The sequence below is a fragment of the Gibbsiella greigii genome, assembly GCF_039540155.1.
Taxonomy (GTDB): Bacteria; Pseudomonadota; Gammaproteobacteria; order Enterobacterales; family Enterobacteriaceae; genus Gibbsiella; species Gibbsiella quercinecans.
In genome coordinates, this window is the sequence record NZ_BAABEM010000020.1 from 1 (window position 1) to 20,847 (window position 20,847).

Here is a 20,847-nt window from a genome sequence, read left to right on the forward strand (position 1 = left end):
AAGCGTTTATTTCGCTTTCGTCTTGCTGACCCGGCGGCTTGTCAGTCGTTGTTCCCGGTCAGTGGAGGCGCATTATAGGGACTTCCCGGCAGCCTGCAACCCCTAATTTAAAAAAACTTTTCAACCGGGTGTTTTTTCAACAAAACGCCGGCATAGCCGGCATTTTTGTCATTTTTCGTACGGTAAATCGCGAAACTCATCGGCAAAACGATCCACCTGCCGCCAATCTGTATATTCCACTTCTTTACGGGTGTCGGTTTCACCACCGGTCATGCGCATAATCAGTTGAATCATGATGCGATCGAACCAGCGGTAGCGCGGATAACGCAGCGCGCCGGCGAACACGGCACACCGCGTTGGCTGCCAGGGGGAAGAGTGCAAAAACTTTTGCGTGTAGGCATTGGTCTCAGGTGAGCGCTTTTCTGCTTTCCGAGCCGTCAGATTGACGGCGAAAAAAGCCGAGGGCATCCCGTTGAGCTGCGCAGCGTGCCGCTTGGCAAAACGCGCCAGTACCGGATGAAAATGGCCATAGCGCACAGAGGCGCCAATCAACACCCGTTGGTATTGCGCCAGATCGATACGCTCAGCCTGCAGCAGATCGACCACGGTGCAATCGAGCACCCCCTGCAAACGCGTTGCAATATACGAAGCAATAGCCCACGTTTGTCCATCGCGGCTTGAATAGAGAATCAGTGCCTTCATGGCAACCCCTTTTATCAGTCACGCCAGAACGTTGGCGTAAAGAGCACGAGCAACGTGAATACTTCCAAACGGCCGAACAGCATCGTCAACACCAGGATCCATTTTGCCGCAGGCGGCATGGAGGTGAAGTTATCCGCCACAACCCCCAACCCCGGCCCCAGGTTATTTAGCGTCGCAGTGACGGCGGCGAAGGCCGAGAAATCATCCACGCCGGTGGCGATTATCGCCAACATGCTGACGATGAACACTAATGCATAAGCAGAGAAGAAACCCCATACCGCCTCTAGTATGCGCTCCGGCAACGCCCGGTTCCCCAGCTTTATCGTGTAGACCGCATTCGGGTGCACCAGCCTTTTGAGTTCGCGCGAGCCCTGTAAGTACAGCAGCAGGATACGGATCACTTTCAAGCCACCGCCGGTTGAACCGGCACAGCCGCCAATGAAGGCCGAACAAAGCAGCAGCATCGGCAGGAACAGCGGCCACTTGGAGATGCTATCGGTGGTGAAGCCGGCGGTGGTTGCCATGGAGACCACCTGGAAAAACGCCTGGTTGATGGTTTCCATCCCGCTGCGATAAACGTCATGCCACCAAAGGATTAATGTGCACACCACAACCAGCGTCAGTTGCACAAAAATAAACATGCGGAACTCTGGATCGCGCCAGTAGACCTTCAGGTTGCGCCCGCTCAACAGCGCGAAATGCAGGCCATAGTTACAGCCGGAAATCAGCAGAAAAACGGCAATAATCGTATTGATAGTGGGGCTGGCGTAATAGCCGATGCTGGCATCGTGGGTGGAAAAGCCGCCGATGGCGATGGTAGAGAAACTGTGGCCGATGGCGTCAAACACCGACATCCCCGCGCCCCAGAGTGAAAACGCGCAGGCTGCCGTGAGCAATACATAAATCAGCCACAGGGTTTTGGCGGTTTCAGCTATGCGCGGCCGCATTTTATTATCTTTCAGTGGGCCGGGCATTTCAGCACGGTAAAGCTGCATTCCCCCAACGCCGAGGATGGGCAGAATGGCCACCGCCAACACAATGATCCCCATGCCCCCCAACCACTGCAACATCTGCCGATAAAACAGAATTGCCTTGGGCAGCGAGTCCAACCCCACCAGCGTTGTCGCTCCGGTGGTCGTCAGCCCAGAGAAAGACTCAAAGAAGGCATCGGTGAAAGACAGGTTTGGCCGCTCGGCAAACAGAAAGGGCAACGCCCCTACGCTGCCCAGCACCGTCCAGAACAGGACGACGATCAGAAACCCCTCGCGGGATTTCAGTTCATGTTTCTGCTTACGGTTGGGCCACCAGAGCGCCAGCCCAATCACCAGCGCCACAAAGAAGGTCTGGCTGAATGCCCGCCCGGCGCCATCGCGATAAATCAGCGCCACCAGGCCAGGAATAAACATGGTCCCGGAAAACAGGATGACCAGCAGACCAACGATACGGGTTATGGCGCGAAAATGCATTTCAGCACGATCCTTAGCAATTCAATTGGAGGGAATTATTGCGAAATAGGGGTTAATTGCAAATTACCGCGACTCAGATCACGTAATTTCCGCTCAAACGCCTCAACGCCACTCGCCGGCAATGCTAGCTGCAGCATCACTTCTGCACCGTATTCCCCATGTACTATCCGCCCTTGCATGTGCTGCAACGCATTTTCGATCAGCGCCAGCTGTGCATAGTCGCAATTCAGCCGGTATTCGCGCTGGGGCACTTTTTCAATCAGTTGCAATTGCTTTAACGCCTGCTGCACGCCATTGCCATAGGCGCGCACCAGCCCACCGGTGCCCAGCTTGGTGCCGCCGTAATAGCGCACCACCACCGCGGTAATCTCGCCAATGCCGCTGCCCATCAACTGCGCCAGAATCGGTTTGCCGGCCGTGCCGGAAGGTTCGCCATCATCGGAGAAACCCAACTGTTGAGAATCATTGGGCGCGCCGGCGACAAAGGCCCAGCAATGGTGACGCGCCGCCGGATGCTCCTGCCGCACGTGCTGGATAAACGTTTTGGCCGCCTCAACCCCACAGGTGGGCGCCATCAGGGTAATAAAGCGGCTTTTTTTGATTTCTTCGCTGACGCTAACGGGCGCGGCAGGGATCGGATACGCTTGCATCAGGCCAGGTGCAGATCGCGCGTCATGTTTTCCACCCGTTTTTCATGGATAACGATGTTATCTTCGATGCGGATACCGCCATACGGCTTCAGCGCATCAATCCGATCCCAGGCGAAATGCTTGCTGAATTCGCCGCTGCGCCACGGCGCCAATAGCGACTCGATAAAATACAGACCGGGTTCGATCGTCATCACCATTCCTGGCTGCAGCACCCGGGTGCAGCGCAAGAATGGGTATTTGGCCGGCGCAGCCAGCGATGTGCCATTTTCATCCTGCATAAAACCCGCAACATCATGCACCTGCAGGCCCAGCGGGTGCCCTAACCCATGCGGCAGGAACGGGCAGGTGATCCCCTGCTCCACCATGGCTTCCTCGCTGATGCCGTTGACCAGTTGGTGTTTCTTTAACAGTTTGGCAATGCGCTGGTGCATCTGCACATGGTAATCGGTGTAGCGCACCCCGGCTTTGATGGTTTCGATCAGCGCCAACTGTTCATCGTTGAGATCTTTGAGCAACAGGGCAAAGGCGTTGCCGCTTTGCCCTGAATACGTACGCGTTAAATCAGCCGCGTAGCCGTTGTATTCCGCACCGGCATCGATCAGAAAGCTTAGCGGTTCGGCCGGCGGTTGATTATCCAGCCGGGTATAGTGCAGCACCGCCGCATGCTCATTCAATGCCACAATGTTGTCATAAGGGACATCGGTATCACGATGCCCGGTCGCGGTGAGATAAGCCAGATTAATATCGAACTCGCTCATGCCGGAAAGAAACGCTTCATGGGCGGCGCGATGGCCGATCACCGCCGTTTTTTGCGCTTCACGCATGCAGGCCAACTCATAATCGGTTTTCACCGCGCGGTGATAATCCAGGTAATTCAACACCGGCTGCGGGTTGATGTTCGCGGCAGCAATGCCCAAATCGCGCGCCCGCTGCGGGGCGCAGCCAATGTAGCCGACGCGGCCGCGCTGCGGCGGCAACTGCCCGGTGATGTCGCCGGCGTTGGCCAACGGGAGCAGTTCCACCGCGCTGGTCCAGAAGCTATTCGGCAATGGATCAACGCTGTGCCAATAATCCACCGGCGAATAGAACCACAGCTTTGGTTTGTTAACCCCATCCACCCATAACCAGCAGTTCGGTACGGTGGTCACCGGCACCCAGGCTTTAAAGTGTGGGTTAACCTTGAACGGGTAGTGATGGTCATCCAGGAATACCGGCTGCAGTTCCCCAGAGTGGATCAGCAATGCATCAAGCTCATTGCGCTGTAATATTTCTTGCGCGCGCTGCTGCAGTGCCGCCAGGTGATCGTTATACAAAGAAGCCAACGTTCCCATCACAATACCCTTATGCCCGTAATATGGAGGGTTCATCTTATCACACTGCCCTTATGCTCCAACCCCATCAGCACCGGCAGCGCAAAGCAAAAAACCGGCCGCTTACGGCAAGTATGACTAACGGCCTATCCCTGCAAAAAGCAAAACAGACCGGTAACACAGTAAAAAACATAACCTGATGTTAAATAAATAGTTCCCACCGGCGCTCCGTGATCAATGCTGCAAATATGCAATATTTAATTTGCATATTTTTAACATAAAAACCACACTCCTTATCATCTGGTCATACCAGATCGCGCGCTGATTAAGGAGACAGACATGCTCTACCAAGGCGAAAACTTACAACTGATCCAGCTTGATAATGGCATTGTCGAGCTGGTATTCGATGCCCCTGGCTCAATTAATAAACTGGATACCCATACCGTCGCCAGCCTGGGCACGGCGCTTGACGTGCTGGAAAAACTGCCCGGCCTTCAGGGGCTGTTGCTGCGCTCCAACAAGGCGGCATTTATTGTCGGCGCTGATATTAATGAATTCATTCCTTTATTTGCCGCGCCGGCCGAAAAGCTGCAACAGTGGCTGGCGTTTGCCAATGCCATCTTTAACCGCCTCGAAGATCTGCCCGTCCCCACGCTCTCCGCCATCAATGGCTATGCGCTGGGCGGCGGGTGCGAATGCGTACTGGCGACCGATTTCCGTATCGCCACGCCGGATGCTCGCATCGGCCTACCGGAAACCCGGCTGGGCATCATCCCTGGCTTTGGCGGTACGGTACGCCTGCCACGCCTGCTGGGCAATGACAGCGCGCTGGAGATCATCGCCGCCGGCAAGGAGCTTGGTGCCCAAGAGGCGCTGAAAGTCGGCCTGGTCGATGCGATCGTGGCGCCGGAAAAACTGCGGCACGCCGCGCTGCACATGCTTCAACAGGCGATAGATGGCCGGCTCGACTGGCGCGCCAGCCGCCACCCCAAACTGGAGCCGTTGAAGCTGACGGCGATTGAAGCCGCGATGAGCTTCACCACCGCCAAAGGCATGGTGTTGCAAACGGCCGGCAGACACTACCCGGCGCCGATGGCCGCGATAAAAACCATCGAAAGCGCCGCCCGGCTGGGGCGTGATGCGGCACTCAAGCTGGAAACCGCCAGCTTTGTACCGCTGGCCCGCACCAATGAAACACGCGCGCTGGTAGGGATCTTCCTCAACGAACAGTTTGTTAAAAGCCGGGCGAAAAAGCTGGCGCAAGGGAGCACGGCGCCTAAGCAGGCCGCGGTTCTTGGCGCAGGCATTATGGGGGGCGGCATTGCCTATCAATCTGCACGCAAGGGCGTGCCGGTCATCATGAAAGATATCAGCGATAAGGCGCTGGCGCTGGGCATGACGGAAGCCGCCAAACTGCTGAACAAACAGTGGGAACGCGGCCGGCTGGACGGCATGAAAATGGCGCAGGTGCTTGCCACTATACAGCCCACGCTCAATTACGCCGGCATAGAGCGGGCGCAGGTGATCGTCGAAGCCGTGGTGGAAAACCCACAGATTAAAACCGCGGTGTTGGCCGAGGTGGAAGGCCTGATCGGGGAAGAGACCGTGCTGGCATCCAACACCTCAACCATCCCCATCAACCAGTTGGCCAACGCGCTGAAACGCCCGCAGAACTTCTGTGGCATGCACTTTTTCAACCCGGTGCACCGCATGCCGTTAGTGGAAATCATCCGCGGCGAGCACACCAGCGATCGCACCCTGGCCAGCATCGTGGCCTATGCCATTCAAATGGGAAAAACCCCGATTATCGTTAACGACTGCCCCGGCTTCTTCGTCAACCGGGTGCTGTTCCCCTACTTTGCCGGCTTCAACCTGTTATTGCGCGACGGCGTCGATTTCCGCCGCATCGACCAGGTGATGGAAAAGCAGTTTGGTTGGCCGATGGGCCCGGCCTACCTGCTGGACGTGGTCGGCATTGATACCGCCCACCATGCCCAGGCCTTTATGGCCGCCGGCTTCCCGCAGCGGATGGCGAAAGATGGCCGTGACGCGATTGACGTGCTGTTTGACAACCAGCGCTTCGGCCAAAAAAACGGGCTGGGTTTTTACCGCTACGGCCTGGATAGCAACGGCAAACCGCGCAAAACCCCTGATGAGCAAACAGATACCCTGCTGGCAGCCATCCGCCGGCCCGGGCAGGAGATCGGCGATGACGAAATTATCGCCCGGATGATGATCCCAATGGTCAACGAAGCGGTGCACTGCCTGGAGGAGAACATCATCGCCAGCCCGGCAGAAGCCGATATGGCGTTGGTGTACGGCCTTGGCTTCCCGCCGTTCCGCGGCGGTGCGCTGCGCTATCTGGATACGATCGGTACGGCAAATTACGTCGAACTCGCGCAACGCTACGCCCATCTGGGCCCACTGTATCAGGTTCCGGCTGGGCTGCGCGCCAAAGCGGCGGAGAACCAAAGCTACTACCCGCAGCCCACACCCCAACCCGATATCGCCACGGGCCAACCGGCATGAGGTCATAAAAATGGAAAACGTTGTTATTGTTGATGCCGTCCGCACGCCGATGGGCCGTTCCAAAGGGGGCGCATTCCGCCAGATGCGTGCCGAGGATCTCTCAACCCACCTGATGCGCAGCGTACTGAGCCGCAACCCGGCGCTGCAAGCCGCCGACATCGATGACATTTACTGGGGCTGCGTGCAGCAAACGCTGGAACAAGGCTTTAACATCGGCCGCAATGCGGCGCTGTTGGCCGAGATCCCTCATAGCGTGCCGGCAACCACGGTTAACCGGCTGTGCGGCTCGTCCATGCAGGCGCTGCACGACGCGGCCCGCATGATTATGGTCGGCGACGCGCAGATTTGCCTGATCGGTGGGGTGGAGCACATGGGCCACGTGCCGATGAACCACGGGGTGGATTTTCATCCGGGCCTGGGCCGTACCGTGGCCAAGGCCGCCGCCATGATGGGGCTAACGGCTGAAATGCTGGCCAAAATGCACAATATCAGCCGCCAGATGCAAGATGAGTTCGCCGCCCGCTCGCACCAGCGGGCCGCTGCAGCAACGCAGGCCGGCCACTTTAAAACCGAGATCGTCCCCACCACCGGCCACGACGCTGACGGCGTGCTGACGCGCTATGACTATGATGAAGTGATCCGCCCGGAAACCACGGTAGAAAGCCTGGCCGCACTGCGCCCGGCGTTCGATCCGGCCAACGGCACCGTCACCGCCGGCAGCGCATCGGCGCTGTCCGACGGGGCCGCCGCCATGTTATTGATGAGTGAAACGCAAGCCAGGGCGCTAGGGTTGAAAGCCCGCGCCCGCATCCGCGCGATGGCGGTTGTTGGCTGCGATCCTTCCATCATGGGGTACGGCCCGGTGCCCGCCAGCAAACTGGCGTTGCAGCGCGCCGGCCTGGCACTGCAGGATATCGATCTGTTTGAATTGAATGAGGCTTTTGCCGCCCAGGCGCTGCCTTGTATCCGGGATTTGGGCTTATTGGAACAGTTGGACGACAAGGTCAACCTGAACGGCGGCGCCATCGCGCTCGGCCACCCGTTGGGCTGCTCCGGCGCACGCATTTCAACCACGTTGTTGCATCTGATGGAACGCCGTGACGCGCAGTTTGGCCTGGCGACCATGTGCATCGGATTGGGCCAAGGAATCGCCACGGTGTTTGAACGGTTGTAACAATCAGGGATACCACAGATTGCCGTACTTCCCGCCTGTCAGGGGCGGGTTTTTTATGCCAACAAAAACGGGCTGCCGATGGCAGCCCGCTGTATCAGGCATGAGGCCGTGCCGCACGTTAGATAAACGAAAATGCATCGCCGAACATACGGGCTTCCTGCGCGCCGCGCTCGGCGCAGAAACGCTCGCGGGCGATTTTCGCCATTTCGAAACGGCCGGCGATATAGATATCATGCTCCGCCAATGAGCCAAAGTCCTGCAGCACCGCACTCAATACCGTGCCGCTGCGCCCGCGCCAGTCATCCTCCGGTTGTTCAACCACCGGGATCACTTTCAGGTTGGGGTACTGCAACGAGAGCGTTTCCAGCTCGCTGAGATCGTACAGGTGTTTCAACTCACGGCCGCCCCAGTAAATGGAAATGTCGCGATCGGGCTGCTGCTCCAGCGCCGTCAGCAGGATAGAGCGGGCGTAAGAAAAGCCGGTGCCGCCGGCAATCAACACCAGCGGGCGGCTGCCCTCTTCACGCAGCCAGGCTTCGCCGTGCGGAATGTCCACAGTGATCGTCCGTTCTTTCAGGATGCGATCCATCACGGCCATCGCATACAGATTCAGTTCCGAAGCGCCGATATGCAACTCAATATGGTCCTGCTGCATCGGAGTAGAGGCCAGAGAGAACGGGCGTTTATCCCGCTCATCCATCACCACCATCAAATATTGCCCTGCCTTGAAACTAAACGGCGCTTCTGGCACCAAACGCACCCGGTAAACGGTATCGGTAATGGCCTCCACGGAGGTCACTTTACAGCTCAATATTGTCATGCGTTCCCTCTGTTGGGTCATCAATGCAAAACCGAGAACAGTGCCGAACGCTACAGCGTCGGCTCCCTGCCACTGAAAATTGCGAGCTCATCCCAGATTTCGTCGACGCGCGCACGCACCTTCTCATCCATTTCGATCGGGCGGCCCCACTCGCGCTGGGTTTCCCCCGGCCATTTATTGGTGGCGTCCAGGCCCATTTTCGATCCCAACCCGGACACCGGCGAAGCGAAGTCCAGATAGTCAATTGGCGTATTCTCCACCATAACGGTATCCCTTGCTGGATCCATTCGTGTGGTGATCGCCCAAATTACATCATTCCAGTCGCGGGCATTTACGTCGTCATCACAGACAATAACAAATTTGGTGTACATAAACTGGCGCAGGAAGGACCAAACGCCCATCATCACGCGTTTGGCATGGCCAGGGTACTGCTTCTTGATGGTCACCACCGCCAGACGGTAGGAACAGCCTTCCGGCGGCAGGTAAAAATCGACGATTTCCGGGAACTGCTTTTGCAGAATCGGCACAAACACTTCATTCAGCGCCACGCCCATCACCGCCGGTTCATCCGGCGGCCGGCCGGTATAGGTGGAGTGGTATATCGCATCGCGCCGTTGGGTAATGTGGGTGATGGTAAACACCGGGAAATGGTCGATCTCGTTGTAATAACCGGTGTGATCGCCATAGGGGCCTTCCGGCGCCACTTCGCCAGGTTCGATATAACCTTCGAGTACGATCTCGGCGCTGGCCGGCACCTCCAGATCGCAGGACAGGCACTTCACCACTTCCGTTTTATTGCCGCGCAGCAGCCCGGCAAAGGCATACTCGGAAAGGTTATCAGGCACCGGCGTCACTGCCCCGAGGATGGTGGCAGGATCAGCCCCCAGCGCGACCGCGACCGGGAAGCGCTCACCGGGGTGGGCCTGGCACCATTCCTGGTAATCCAGCGCGCCGCCGCGGTGCGACAGCCAACGCATAATCACTTTATTGCGGCCCAGCACCTGCTGGCGATAAATCCCCAGATTTTGGCGCTCTTTGTGCGGCCCCCGGGTAACGGTTAGCCCCCAAGTGATCAGCGGCGCGGCATCTTCCGGCCAACAATGCATCACGGGAATACGGCTGAGATCAACATCATCGCCTTGCCATACCTGCTCCTGGCAAGGGGCGGCGCCCAGCACTTTGGTCGGCATGTTCAGCACTTGCTTGAACTTCGGCATTTTATCGAACAGATCGCGAAAGCCCTTCGGCGGCTCCGGCTCCTTCAAGAAAGCCAACAGCTTGCCAACGTCGCGCAGCGCGCCAACATCTTCCTGCCCCATCCCCATCGCCACGCGCTTTGCCGTGCCAAACAGGTTGCACAGCACCGGCATCGTATACCCTTGCGGATTTTCGAACAGCAATGCAGGGCCGCCCGCACGCAACGTGCGATCGGCAATCTCGGTCATTTCAAGATAGGGATCAATCGGCTGGCTGATGCGTTTAAGCTCCCCTCTCTTCTCCAGCAACGAGAGGAAATCGCGTAAGTCACGGTATTTCATGCTGATCATTATAACGGCCAGTGAGAAAGGCATTATAAGCGCTCTTCACGCTTGTTGCTGCACTTTTGTTAAACGCCCGTAAAGACAAGATTGCCTGCCGCGCACGAATGGGGTTGCCGCAGCCAGTTTCGCCTTCCGCCTAGCAGAATGATGAGTAGCGTCACACAGGGCGTCATACGGCCTTGCCATACTACATGGCGATGGCGCCATGTACAGTGCGCGCGCGCCGCGCTGTCATTCATGTTCAGCTCTTGCTATAACCGCGTTATCAGAATGCGCCGCCGCTGAACGATCCTGCACAAAAATTAGCAGATCTGCGGCGATATCGCGATCAAATACCGGCTATGGCCTAGGTATCCGCTATGGCTTTTGATATGCTTGCCGGCTGGCAGAAAGGCATGTGAAATTATGGAATCTTGGTACTTACTGTATTGCAAACGCGGCCAATTGCTCAGGGCGCAGGAACATCTGGAACGGCAACAGGTAAACTGCCTGAGCCCGATTATCACGCTGGAGAAGATCGTGCGAGGCAAGCGCATCGCCGTCAGCGAGCCACTGTTTCCCAACTATTTGTTCGTGGAGTTCGATCCTGAGCGTATCCATACCACCACCATCAGCGCGACCCGTGGCGTCAGCCACTTTGTGCGTTTTGGTTCGCTGCCGGCTGTCATTCCGCTTAATGTGATAGAGGAATTGCAGGCGCACACCAGCGAAACCTATGTGGACCCTGAAACGCCGGTGCCGGGCGACACGGTACTGATCACCGATGGGGTGTTTGAAGGGCTGCGGGCGATTTACACCGAACCCGATGGCGAAGCGCGCTCTATCCTGTTGCTCAACCTGATTAACAAGCAGGTGAGCCAAAGCCTGGATAACCGGCAGTTCCAGAAACTGTAACGGTTGGCGTGCCAGCAACGCGCACGCCGCCCGATCAGTTCGGCTAAGGGCCAAGAAGATGGCCCTGTGGGTTAGCGCTGCATGGCCTCATCGTGCAGCCACTCGGCGACCTGTTTGGCGAAATAGGTCAGCACGCCATCGGCGCCAGCGCGTTTGAAGCACAGCAGCGACTCCATGATCGCCGGTTTCTCCTTCAGCCAGCCGTTCTGAATCGCCGCCATATGCATCGCATACTCGCCGGAAACCTGATAGGCGAAGGTCGGCACGCCAAAGCTGTCTTTCACCCGGCGCACCACATCCAAATAGGGCATCCCCGGTTTCACCATCACCATATCCGCGCCTTCTTGCAGGTCCTGAGCGATTTCCTGCAGCGCTTCGTCGCTGTTGGCCGGATCCATCTGGTAGGTTTTCTTATTGCCGCCCTTCAGGTTGCTGCTGGAACCAACCGCGTCGCGGAACGGGCCGTAGTAGCAAGAGGCGTACTTGGCGGAATAGGCCATAATCTGGGTGTTAATCAGGCCGCTGTCTTCCAGGCGATCGCGGATCGCGCCGATACGGCCATCCATCATATCGCTCGGCGCCACGATCTCGGCCCCGGCTTCGGCATGGGACAGCGCCTGACGCACCAGAATGTCCTTGGTTACATCGTTAATCACATAGCCGTCTTCATCAATCACGCCATCCTGGCCATGCGTGGTGTAAGGATCGAGCGCCACATCGGTCAGGATACCCAGCTCCGGCACCGCGTCTTTCAACGCACGCACGGTACGCTGCACCAGGCCTTGCGGGTTGTAGGCTTCTTCCGCATGCAGCGTTTTCAGGCCCGGCTCAATCACTGGAAACAGCGACAGTACCGGTACGCCCAGCTTAGCGATGGCTTCAGCTTCTTTGATCAGCAGATCGATGGTCATGCGCGATACGCCTGGCATGGAAGCCACCGGTTCGTAGTGATTGGTGCCTTCCATAACAAATACCGGGTAGATCAGATCGTTAACCGTCAGTTGGTTCTCTGCCACCAGGCGGCGGCTGAAATCATGACGGCGCACGCGGCGCATGCGGCGCCCTGGAAAAGTACCCGGAAATGCATAGCTCATTGTATTCTCCTCACTCAAACCAGCCGGAATAACCGGCGGGCGTTCTCATCAGTTTTGTGCCCCAGCCATTCGGGATCTTCTTTTCGCCAGGCGGCGACCTGTTGGACGATATGGGGCAAAAAACAGGGTTCGTTGCGGCGAGATGCAGGTTTTGGGTGTAAATCCCGGGGCAACAGATAGGGGGCATCGGTTTCCAATAGCAACCGATCGGCCGGAATGTGCGGCAACAGCGCGCGCAACCCCTGGCCGCGGCGCTCATCACATACCCAGCCGGTAATACCCACCGACAGCCCATGCGATAGGCAATCGGCCAATTCTTCCGCCGTGCCGGTAAAGCAGTGGACGACGGCCGCGGGCAGTTTATCCAACCACGGCGCCAACAATGCGGCAAAACGTGCGTGTGCTTCGCGGCAATGCAGGAAAACCGGCATCTGTAACGCGGCCGCCAGCGCAAGCTGGGCACTGAACGCCGCTTCCTGCTCGGCCGGCGTGGAGAAATTGCGGTTAAAATCCAGGCCGCATTCGCCGATAGCCACGACCTGCGGCTGCACAGCCAGCGCGCGGATATGCTGGGCGGTTTCCTCACACCAACTGCTGGCATCATGGGGGTGCACGCCAGCCGTCGCCCAACAGTAGCCGGCATACTGCAAAGCCTGCTCGCTGGCGGCCTGGCTTTCCTGGGCGTTGGTGCCGGTGATCAGCATGCCGCGCACGCCCGCGGCCTGCGCGCGCGCCACCACCTGCGGGTAATCTTTGGCGAACTGTGGGCTGGTGAGATTAACGCCGATATCAAACATGCGCTTTCCAAATCAGAAGCCGCCCATTCGGGCGGCCTGTTAACACGTTATGGGGCGGGAGTTTCGTCGCCCTCGTCTTCTTCTTCTGGCCGTGGGCGCCGTTTGCCAACATAGAAACGGGCAAAGAACACGCCCACTTCAAACAGCAGGTACATTGGGATCGCCAACAGCGTTTGCGAGAACACGTCCGGCGGCGTTAGCAGCATCCCGACCACAAAAGCCCCGACCAACACATACGGCCGTTTCTTCTTCAGATCTTCCGGCGATGTGACCCCGCTCCAGCACAGCAGGATGATGGCGACCGGCACTTCAAACGCCACGCCAAACGCCATAAACAACGCCATGACGAAGTCGAGGTAATTGTTGATGTCGGTGGCGATCAGCACCCCGGCCGGTGCCGTTTTGGCAAAGAAACCAAAGGCCAGCGGGAACACAATGAAGTAGGCGAACGCCATGCCGAGATAAAACAGCGCGCTGCTGGACACCAGTAACGGCATCATCAGGCGGCGTTCATGTTTATACAGCGCCGGCGCGATAAACGCCCAGACCTGGTAGAGGATCACCGGGGCGGCCACGAACACCGACACGATCATCGTCAGTTTAATCGGGGTAAAGAAAGGCGACGCCACGTCGGTGGCGATCATGCTGGCCCCGGCAGGCAACTGCTTGATTAACGGGGCGGAAACCAACTGGTAAATATCATTCGCAAAATAAACCAGCACCAGAAAGATCACCAGCACGCTGATAATCGAGTTCAACAGCCGCTTACGCAGTTCAATTAGATGACTGATAAGCGGTTGGGTATCTTCAACTGCCATGTTTTAACGATCGCCACTAGGTTGGGAAGACGCTGAGGAAGTCGCCGCAGCGGGCTCATTCGCCGCCGGCGTTGCTGCGCCAGCCGGAGCCTGCGGCGCGGCCTGTGCCGGTTCAACCGGCGCTTTGGCTAGCTGCGCGGCCGGTTCGGGGGCTGGTGCCGGCGCGCTCACCGGCGCCGAAGCCGTGGTGGCGGCCTCCGCCGGCGTTACGCCATCGTGTTGAGCTTCCGGATCGGTCACCTGCGGATTCTGGATGGTGTGCGCAGGTTCATCAATCTGGCTGCCATGATAAGAGCGCTTCAATGATTCCGCGGCGTCTTTCAACTCATCCATGGACGCTTTCAGTTCCGGCGTTAGGTTCTGCAAGCCGGCTTTCTCGGCCTTTTTCAGGCTGTCTTGCAGTTCCTGCAGCTTCAGCTCCTGGGCAAGTTCGCTCTGCACCGATGCCGCCATCGAACGCAACGCCCGAATCCAACCCGAAACCGTTCTTACCGCCACCGGTAGCCGCTCTGGCCCAAGCACCACCAGACCAATCACCAGCACCAGCAGCAGTTCACCAAACCCTATGTCAAACACGGTTTATACCTGCTCTTTGTTCTTCGACTCTTCAGCTTTGGTTTCCGGCTGCTTATCCGTGATAGGCTTTGCCGTGAAATCAGCATCATGGGTAGTTTTTTCAGAGGTATTGGCCGGTGGGGGCGTGTCGTCACCCATCGCCTTTTTAAACCCCTTGATTGATGCACCCAGATCGGAACCCAGCGAACGAAGCTTATTGGTACCAAACAGCAACACCACGATCACCGCGATGATCAACAAATTCCAAATACTAATACCGCCCATTCCAATTACCTCTATATTTACAGGGGTTATTCTGGTTACCACATTCTACGGCCATATAAAAACAGGATATAGCGCCAAATCAGGCGGTACGCTTCCAGCCGACCAGCCAGGCGACAATACCTGCCGCCATCAACCACGCCGGCACGGTTTCAACACCACCGAGCAGGAGAATCGTACCACTCACTAACAGTGTAGCGCCAACGCCGAGCAAATAACGCGATTGCCCTTGCCGCACGCGCTGCGCCTGCATTTGGCCAGTCAGCTTATCCACGCTTTGCTGCAGCAATTTATGCTGCTGCAGGCTATCGTAAAATAATTCAGGCAATTCAGGGAGTTTCTCCGCCCAAAATGGCGCTTTTTCTTTCAGCGCGCGGAGCACTGCCGGAATGCCGACCTGATCGCGCAGCCAGCTTTCCAGGAACGGTTTGGCCGTGGTCCACAGGTCCAACTGTGGATAAAGCTGCCGCCCCAAGCCTTCAACATACAACAAGGTCTTCTGCAATAACACCAATTGCGGCTGGACTTCCATATTAAAACGGCGCGCGGTATTAAACAGGTTAAGCAGCACATGGCCGAAAGAGATCTCCGCCAGTGGCTTTTCAAAAATCGGTTCGCACACGGTGCGGATCGCGAACTCGAAGTCTTCGACGTTGGTATCCCGCGGCACCCAGCCGGAATCGACGTGCAATTCAGCGACCTTGCGATAATCACGATTGAAGAAGGCGATGAAGTTTTCCGCCAGGTAGCGTTTGTCGTCTTTGTTCAGCGAGCCGACGATGCCGCAGTCAATGCCAATGTAGCAAGGATCTTCCGGGTGCTCATAGCTCACAAAAATATTGCCAGGGTGCATGTCGGCGTGGAAAAAGCTATCGCGGAAAACCTGGGTGAAGAACACCTGCACCCCGCGCTCCGCCAGCAGTTTCATATTGGTGCCTTGCTGTTCCAGTGCGGCAACGTCTGATACCGGGATACCGTAGATACGCTCCATCACCAGCACGCTTTCGCGGCAATAATCGGAATACACTTCCGGCACATACAGCATCGGGCTACCGTCGAAGTTGCGCCGCAGTTGAATGGCGTTGGCCGCTTCGCGCAGCAGGTTCAGCTCATCGAGCAGCGTCTTTTCGTATTCGCGCACCACTTCCCGCGGCCGCAGGCGGCGGCCATCGGGCAGCAGCTTCGGCACCCAGCCGGCCAGCCGATACATCAGGCGCACGTCGGCTTTGATAATCGGGCCGATATCCGGGCGGATCACTTTCAGCACCACCTGTTGGCCGTTACTTTTCAGCCGGGCGGTATGCACCTGGGCAATCGAGGCGGAAGCCAGCGCTTTGGGCTCGAAATCGTCAAACCAGGTTTCCAGCGGGCCGCCCATTGCCTGTTCCATATGCTTGCGCGCCAGCGCGCCGTCAAACGGCGCCACGCGGTCTTGCAACAGCGCCAGCTGATCGGCAATTTGCGGCGGGAACAGATCGCGGCGGGTCGACATCATTTGGCCGAACTTGATCCACACCGGCCCAAGCTCCTGCAACGCCAGGCGCAGGCGTTCGCCGAGCACCCTCTCCTTATGGCGGTTAGGCATCCAGAACAGCAGCCGGCGAGCAAAGCGCAGCGGCAACGTCAGGCGCATCTTTGGGATCAGTTCATCCAGGCCGTAGCTGAGAAAAACGCGAACAATAAAATACAGACGGCGCAGTTCCCCCGGGGTCATCGTTTACCCTCCAGTTGGCCCAGCCGGGCAAACAAGGCCTCAACACGGCGCGCCACGGCATCCACCTCTTCGTTGAACCACACCACTTCCAGCGGCCCCGGCGCACCGCGCCACTCTTCGGTCAGGGTTTCGGCCACATAACGCTGTTGCCGCTGCAGGCCAGTTTTCAGCAGGCCGGCGCCTTTGGCCACCGCCTGGGTGATACCCTGCGCGGCGATATCGCCAACGTAGGGTGCCAACCATTCGGCGGGATCCCATTCGGCCAAATCAAGCAGCCCAACCCATTGCTGGACCACCTGTATATCGCCTTCAACGATCAATTCGCCCGAGCGCATCAGCTGCGAAAGCTGCTGACGATCGCGCAGCTTCAGCAGCGCTGGGATCCGGGTGCGCACCGTGCAATCGGCGTCACCCTCGAACTGGCCGAGCACATCAACCCGCTGCTCGCTGAACACCAGCACCAGCGGGGAAGACAATTCCCGCAGCTCAATGCGCAGCGTTTTGCCCGCCAGGCGCTGGCGCGCCGGTTTCAGACTACGCTCACGAAACAACAAGCCGTTCAGCGACGTTTCCAGCACACCAGTCAACAGCGGGGTCAGCAGCATCGGCATATCCATATCAGAACTTGAAGCCCCTGTGCAGGGCCACAATGCCCCCGGTCAGATTAAAGTAGGATACATTTTCCAGGCCGGCTTCCTGCATCATGCCTTTCAGGGTTTCCTGATCCGGGTGCATACGGATGGATTCGGCCAGGTAGCGGTAGCTGTCGGGATCTTTCACCACCAACTCGCCGATTTTCGGCAACACGTGGAAGGAGTAGGCGTCATAGGCTTTACTGAGCGGCGCCAACAGTGGCTTGGAGAACTCCAGCACCAGCAAACGGCCGCCGGGCTTCAGCACGCGGAACATCGAGCGCAGCGCTTTATCCTTATCGGTCACGTTGCGCAGGCCGAAAGAGATGGTGATGCAATCAAAGTAGTTATCCGGGAACGGCAGCGCTTCGGCATTGGCCTGCACATAGCTGACATTGCCGACAATGCCGCGATCGCGCAGTTTTTCGCGCCCCATCTTCAGCATGGAGTCGTTGATGTCCGCCAGCACCACCTGCCCCTGCTCACCCACCATGCGGGAGAATTTGGCCGCCAGATCGCCCGTTCCGCCGGCAAGATCCAGCACGCGCTGGCCGCTGCGCACGCCGCTGCAATCAATGGTAAAACGCTTCCAGATGCGATGGATACCGAACGACATCAGGTCGTTCATCACGTCATACTTGGCCGCGACCGAATGAAAAACGTTAGCCACCATAGCCTGTTTTTCTTCGCGTGCTACGGTGCGAAAACCGAAATCGGTCGTTTCCTGCGATTGATCTGCCATTGTCCCGCCTGCTATTGAGTCAATTTAGTCTATGAAGTGTATCAGAACGGCGCGCAATTCCCCACCTAACGCGTATCATCCCTGTGATGCGCTGCGCGATTGTTCATCGCCATTTTCATCTTCGCTCGCCGTGGGCAGCGAGCTAACCACCGCATCGCCGCCGGTCTCCCCCACGTCTTGCTCGCGGGCCCGTTGCGCCAACGATGGGTTAATCGGCCGCTTCACTTCAACACCCAACGCCCGGAACCCTTCGGTCTGGCCGATCAGGTTGCCGCGCCCTTCGCTCAGCTTGTTCATTGCCAGGCGGTAGCTGCCCTGGGCCTTATCCAGGCTTTGCCCCAGCGCGGACATATCGTCAACGAACAGCCGCATTTTGTCATACAGCCTTGCAGCCCGTTCGGCGATGCGCTGGGCGTTCTGGCTTTGGTGCTCATAGCGCCACAGATTGGTGATGGTACGCAGCGCCACCAGCAGCGTCGTGGGGCTGACCAGCATGATATTGTGCTGCAACGCTTCGCCGATCAGTTCCGGCTCGCGATCGATCGCCAACAGGAACGCTGGCTCAACCGGGATAAACATCAGCACATAATCCAGCGAACGCAAACCGGGCAACTGCTGGTAATCCTTGCGGCTCAGCATGCGGATATGGTTACGCAATGAGGCAATATGCTCACTCAGCGCCGCTTCACACGCCAGATCGTCTTCGCTGTTAAAATAGCGCTCATAGGCCACCAGCGACATTTTGGCGTCGATCACCACGTCCTTGCCCTGCGGCAGGCGGACGATCACGTCTGGCTGCATCCGGCTTTGGTGATCCAGCCGCACGCTAACCTGGGTTTCGTATTCATGGCCCTCACGCAGGCCAGAGGCTTCCAGCACCCGGCTCAACACCACCTCGCCCCAATTGCCCTGGGTTTTATTATCCCCTTTCAGCGCCTTGGTCAGGTTAATGGCTTCGCGCGCCATTTGCGCATTCAGTTGTTGCAGGTTACGGATTTCGTGGGTCAGGGTATGGCGCTCGCGTGCTTCCTGGCCGAAGCTTTCCTGCACTTGGCGGCGAAAACCGTCCAGTTGTTCACGCAAGGGCAACAACAGCCGATCCAGGCTTTGCCTGTTCTGCTCATCCACCTTGCGGCCACTGTGCTCGAAGATGCGGTTGGCCAGGTTCTCGAATTGGGTGGTCAGGCGCTGCTCGCTGTTAAGCAGCAAGCGCTGTTTTTCTTCCGCCGCCATGCGCGTTTCTTCCAGGCGAATGGTCACCTCACGCAGTTCGGCTTCCTGGGCGCTGTTCACTTCACGCTGGGCGCGTAGTTCCTGATTGAGCTGTTCGCATTCACTGCGCCAGTGGTTAAGCTGCTGTAGCTTCTCCTGCCCGGCGGCCATTTGGCTGTGCAGGTTGCGCAGTTCCAGATCGTTATGCCGCAGTTGCTGTTCATGGCGCAGCTGTTGTTCCTGGCGCGCGGCGATTTCCTGCTGCGCCTGTTGCAACGCCTGCTCCCGCAGGCGCAGTTCCGTCTCATGCTGCGCCCGGTGCCGCTGCACCTGCAGGTTGGCGATCAGCCACCCCAGCAACAGGCCGATCGCCACGCCGCCAATACCATAAATCACGCTGGTATCCACCCTGCCTCCTGTATACGCAATGCCGTTTCGGCGCAAACGCGCCTGCTGCCTGCCACGTTAAAGGGCTGCTGTATGGATGTCCAGTTTGTTTTTATCAAGAAGTGGGCCGAATAACCACGCCGACGCACCGGCAACCTGGGCGATACGCCGGGCTAAAATAATTTAAAGCGATACTCGGCGATAAACTCGGCGCCCAGGGTATGCGCCGTCCGGTAATGCCCGTTGGCTATCACCGGCGTTTTATTCACGTTTTTATAAGACCAGCCCGGCCCAACCATGGCGAACACCGTCAGATTGTTTAATGTAGGATGAGAAGGCGCCCAGCGGCCAAAAACGTTGAGCTCGCCGGTACGCACGACGACGCCCTGATAGCTGAACTGCCCAAAGGTGCCCGTTACGCCGGCAGTGAACTCGGGTGTAATACGGTATTCGGCCAGCGCAGCCAACACGGTTTCCCCGTCACGCATATAGTCTTCACCCGCATAGGCCATTGAGGTGAACGTGCCGCGAGAATTCTTCGTCATATGGCGTGGATAAAAACCAAGCTCGCCGCCGCCCTTTGGTGCCCGCGTATGGCCAATACCGAGCTTAAGGCTCCAGCGCGGCGCCTGCCATTTGGCGTCAAGGGCATAATGATTGGCGTGCCGGTCAAAGTGGCGTTTGCTCAACGCCATCGCTTGGTAACCTTCCAGCGCCTGCGTGGTATAAATCTGGCTGCCCAGGCTAAGCGTTGCCTCCGGCTTGAACGCTATACGCAGGATCTGGCGGCGCAGGTAGTTTTGCGATTCACCGTACGCCAGTTGGCCGGTAAACGCATTGCCCTCATAGCCCAGCTCACCGCTAAACAGATGCTGGATGTAACGCCCATCGTTGGTTTGCAGGCGCAGACTATTCGGTGAGTTGCGTTCCATGCTGCGTTCAACATAGGCGCCGTGCAGCGAAAAGCCGGCATGCCTCACCCCGCCGTTCCAGCCCAAATAGGTGGTCGGAGAAAGGCGGTTCGAGGTGGTAATCACGCCATCATTGCGCAACATTTGCCAACCGACACGCGCGTTGAGATCGGCGCCGCCGATATTCCCCTTCAGCTTGATATAACGCTGGCCGAACTTGCTGTAGCCAGCAGCATTGTGTTTGCTGCTGGCGCTATCGGTGCTGTACAGCACGCCACGGGAATTAAAATAATCGCTGGCCCCCAACTTTACCGCGCCATAGTAATGGATATCGGCGCCGATCGTGTCAGCCAGATAGCCGGACTGATAACCCAAATCGGCCCCCTGCCCCCAAGCGTTATGCACCGCCTTTGGGTTGGCGGCATCTTCCTTTAAATATTTCCAGTAATTCTTTAACGTTATTTCCGCCTGGCTGTCGGTGAAAAAAGGCGAAGCAACCATTGCACTGAGCGTGCTTTCCGCAGCAGCGTTTGTGATGAAAAACAAGAGCAGGATATGAATAACGCGCGGGGCGGCATAAATTTTCATTGTAATGACTCTCCCTGATATAAAAAATA

At 57.7% G+C, this 20,847-nt stretch carries 19 protein-coding genes; 3 read left to right on the plus strand and 16 right to left on the minus strand.

The genetic code is table 11. The annotated features are described in order from the left end of the window. Positions 1-168 precede the first annotated feature (168 nt). From hemG to pepQ, 4 genes are read right to left on the minus strand one after another with little or no spacing between them, the layout of a single operon-like run. Entirely contained in the window at positions 169-702 is a 534-nt protein-coding gene (hemG, locus tag AC559G_RS13010; RefSeq protein WP_498912810.1) for a protoporphyrinogen oxidase, read from the minus strand. Positions 703-716: 14 nt separating this feature from the next. Then, positions 717-2,168 carry a Trk system potassium transporter TrkH gene (trkH, locus tag AC559G_RS13015; protein WP_095846279.1) on the minus strand — a complete coding sequence of 484 codons (1,452 nt, stop codon included), beginning with the start codon at positions 2,166-2,168 and terminating at the stop codon, positions 717-719. Between the two features lie 35 nt (positions 2,169-2,203). Next, a complete protein-coding gene (locus AC559G_RS13020; protein WP_498912811.1) occupies positions 2,204-2,818 on the minus strand; it encodes an IMPACT family protein in 615 nt (204 codons plus the stop codon). Further along, the gene (gene pepQ / locus AC559G_RS13025) at positions 2,818-4,149 is read right to left on the minus strand and encodes an aminopeptidase P family protein (RefSeq protein ID WP_498912812.1); all 1,332 of its coding nucleotides are present in this window, start codon (positions 4,147-4,149) and stop codon (positions 2,818-2,820) included. The genes AC559G_RS13020 and pepQ overlap by 1 nt, the downstream gene beginning before the upstream one ends. Positions 4,150-4,467: 318 nt before the next feature. Between pepQ and fadB the strand changes: the two genes are divergently transcribed. Both fadB and fadA read left to right on the plus strand, forming a co-directional pair. Beyond that, positions 4,468-6,657 (plus strand): fatty acid oxidation complex subunit alpha FadB, encoded by a 2,190-nt coding sequence (fadB, locus tag AC559G_RS13030; RefSeq protein WP_498912813.1) that lies wholly within the window; start codon positions 4,468-4,470, stop codon positions 6,655-6,657. 10 nt (positions 6,658-6,667) lie between these two features. Beyond that, a complete protein-coding gene (gene fadA / locus AC559G_RS13035; RefSeq protein ID WP_498912814.1) occupies positions 6,668-7,831 on the plus strand; it encodes an acetyl-CoA C-acyltransferase FadA in 1,164 nt (387 codons plus the stop codon). A gap of 118 nt (positions 7,832-7,949) precedes the next feature. Here the strand turns inward: fadA and fre are convergent, their stop codons facing one another. Both fre and ubiD read right to left on the minus strand, forming a co-directional pair. Beyond that, a complete protein-coding gene (fre, locus tag AC559G_RS13040; protein ID WP_095846284.1) occupies positions 7,950-8,651 on the minus strand; it encodes an NAD(P)H-flavin reductase in 702 nt (233 codons plus the stop codon). A 50-nt stretch (positions 8,652-8,701) separates the two neighbouring features. Further along, on the minus strand, positions 8,702-10,198 hold the full coding sequence (gene ubiD / locus AC559G_RS13045) for a 4-hydroxy-3-polyprenylbenzoate decarboxylase (protein ID WP_095848988.1): 1,497 nt from the start codon (positions 10,196-10,198) through the stop codon (positions 8,702-8,704). Between the two features lie 399 nt (positions 10,199-10,597). Between ubiD and rfaH the strand changes: the two genes are divergently transcribed. Further along, on the plus strand, positions 10,598-11,086 hold the full coding sequence (rfaH, locus tag AC559G_RS13050) for a transcriptional activator RfaH (protein WP_498912815.1): 489 nt from the start codon (positions 10,598-10,600) through the stop codon (positions 11,084-11,086). A 71-nt stretch (positions 11,087-11,157) separates the two neighbouring features. Here the strand turns inward: rfaH and hemB are convergent, their stop codons facing one another. The 10 genes from hemB to AC559G_RS13100 all read right to left on the minus strand — a co-directional run bounded on the left by hemB (position 11,158) and on the right by AC559G_RS13100 (position 20,818). Next, entirely contained in the window at positions 11,158-12,180 is a 1,023-nt protein-coding gene (hemB, locus tag AC559G_RS13055; protein ID WP_498912816.1) for a porphobilinogen synthase, read from the minus strand. A 14-nt stretch (positions 12,181-12,194) separates the two neighbouring features. Beyond that, the gene (gene tatD / locus AC559G_RS13060; RefSeq protein ID WP_498912817.1) at positions 12,195-12,977 is read right to left on the minus strand and encodes an amidohydrolase family protein; all 783 of its coding nucleotides are present in this window, start codon (positions 12,975-12,977) and stop codon (positions 12,195-12,197) included. Between the two features lie 47 nt (positions 12,978-13,024). Further along, the gene (tatC, locus tag AC559G_RS13065; protein WP_438597038.1) at positions 13,025-13,795 is read right to left on the minus strand and encodes a Sec-independent protein translocase subunit TatC; all 771 of its coding nucleotides are present in this window, start codon (positions 13,793-13,795) and stop codon (positions 13,025-13,027) included. A gap of 3 nt (positions 13,796-13,798) precedes the next feature. Then, positions 13,799-14,371 carry a Sec-independent protein translocase subunit TatB gene (gene tatB / locus AC559G_RS13070; protein WP_498912818.1) on the minus strand — a complete coding sequence of 191 codons (573 nt, stop codon included), beginning with the start codon at positions 14,369-14,371 and terminating at the stop codon, positions 13,799-13,801. Between the two features lie 3 nt (positions 14,372-14,374). Beyond that, entirely contained in the window at positions 14,375-14,635 is a 261-nt protein-coding gene (gene tatA / locus AC559G_RS13075) for a Sec-independent protein translocase subunit TatA (protein ID WP_279024605.1), read from the minus strand. A gap of 79 nt (positions 14,636-14,714) precedes the next feature. Then, entirely contained in the window at positions 14,715-16,346 is a 1,632-nt protein-coding gene (ubiB, locus tag AC559G_RS13080) for a ubiquinone biosynthesis protein UbiB (protein ID WP_498912819.1), read from the minus strand. After that, positions 16,343-16,951: a ubiquinone biosynthesis accessory factor UbiJ gene (gene ubiJ / locus AC559G_RS13085; RefSeq protein ID WP_498912820.1), complete on the minus strand. Its 609-nt coding sequence runs from the start codon at positions 16,949-16,951 to the stop codon at positions 16,343-16,345. Before ubiJ ends, ubiB begins: the two co-directional genes overlap by 4 nt. Before the next feature lie 13 nt (positions 16,952-16,964). Beyond that, complete coding sequence (ubiE, locus tag AC559G_RS13090) at positions 16,965-17,720, minus strand: bifunctional demethylmenaquinone methyltransferase/2-methoxy-6-polyprenyl-1,4-benzoquinol methylase UbiE (RefSeq protein ID WP_462614927.1); 756 nt, start codon at positions 17,718-17,720, stop codon at positions 16,965-16,967. Positions 17,721-17,795: 75 nt separating this feature from the next. After that, positions 17,796-19,340 (minus strand): DNA recombination protein RmuC, encoded by a 1,545-nt coding sequence (rmuC, locus tag AC559G_RS13095; protein WP_498912821.1) that lies wholly within the window; start codon positions 19,338-19,340, stop codon positions 17,796-17,798. Positions 19,341-19,492: 152 nt separating this feature from the next. Next, positions 19,493-20,818, minus strand: a complete 1,326-nt coding sequence (locus tag AC559G_RS13100; protein WP_498912822.1) for an OprD family porin — start codon at positions 20,816-20,818, stop codon at positions 19,493-19,495. Positions 20,819-20,847: the final 29 nt, after the last annotated feature.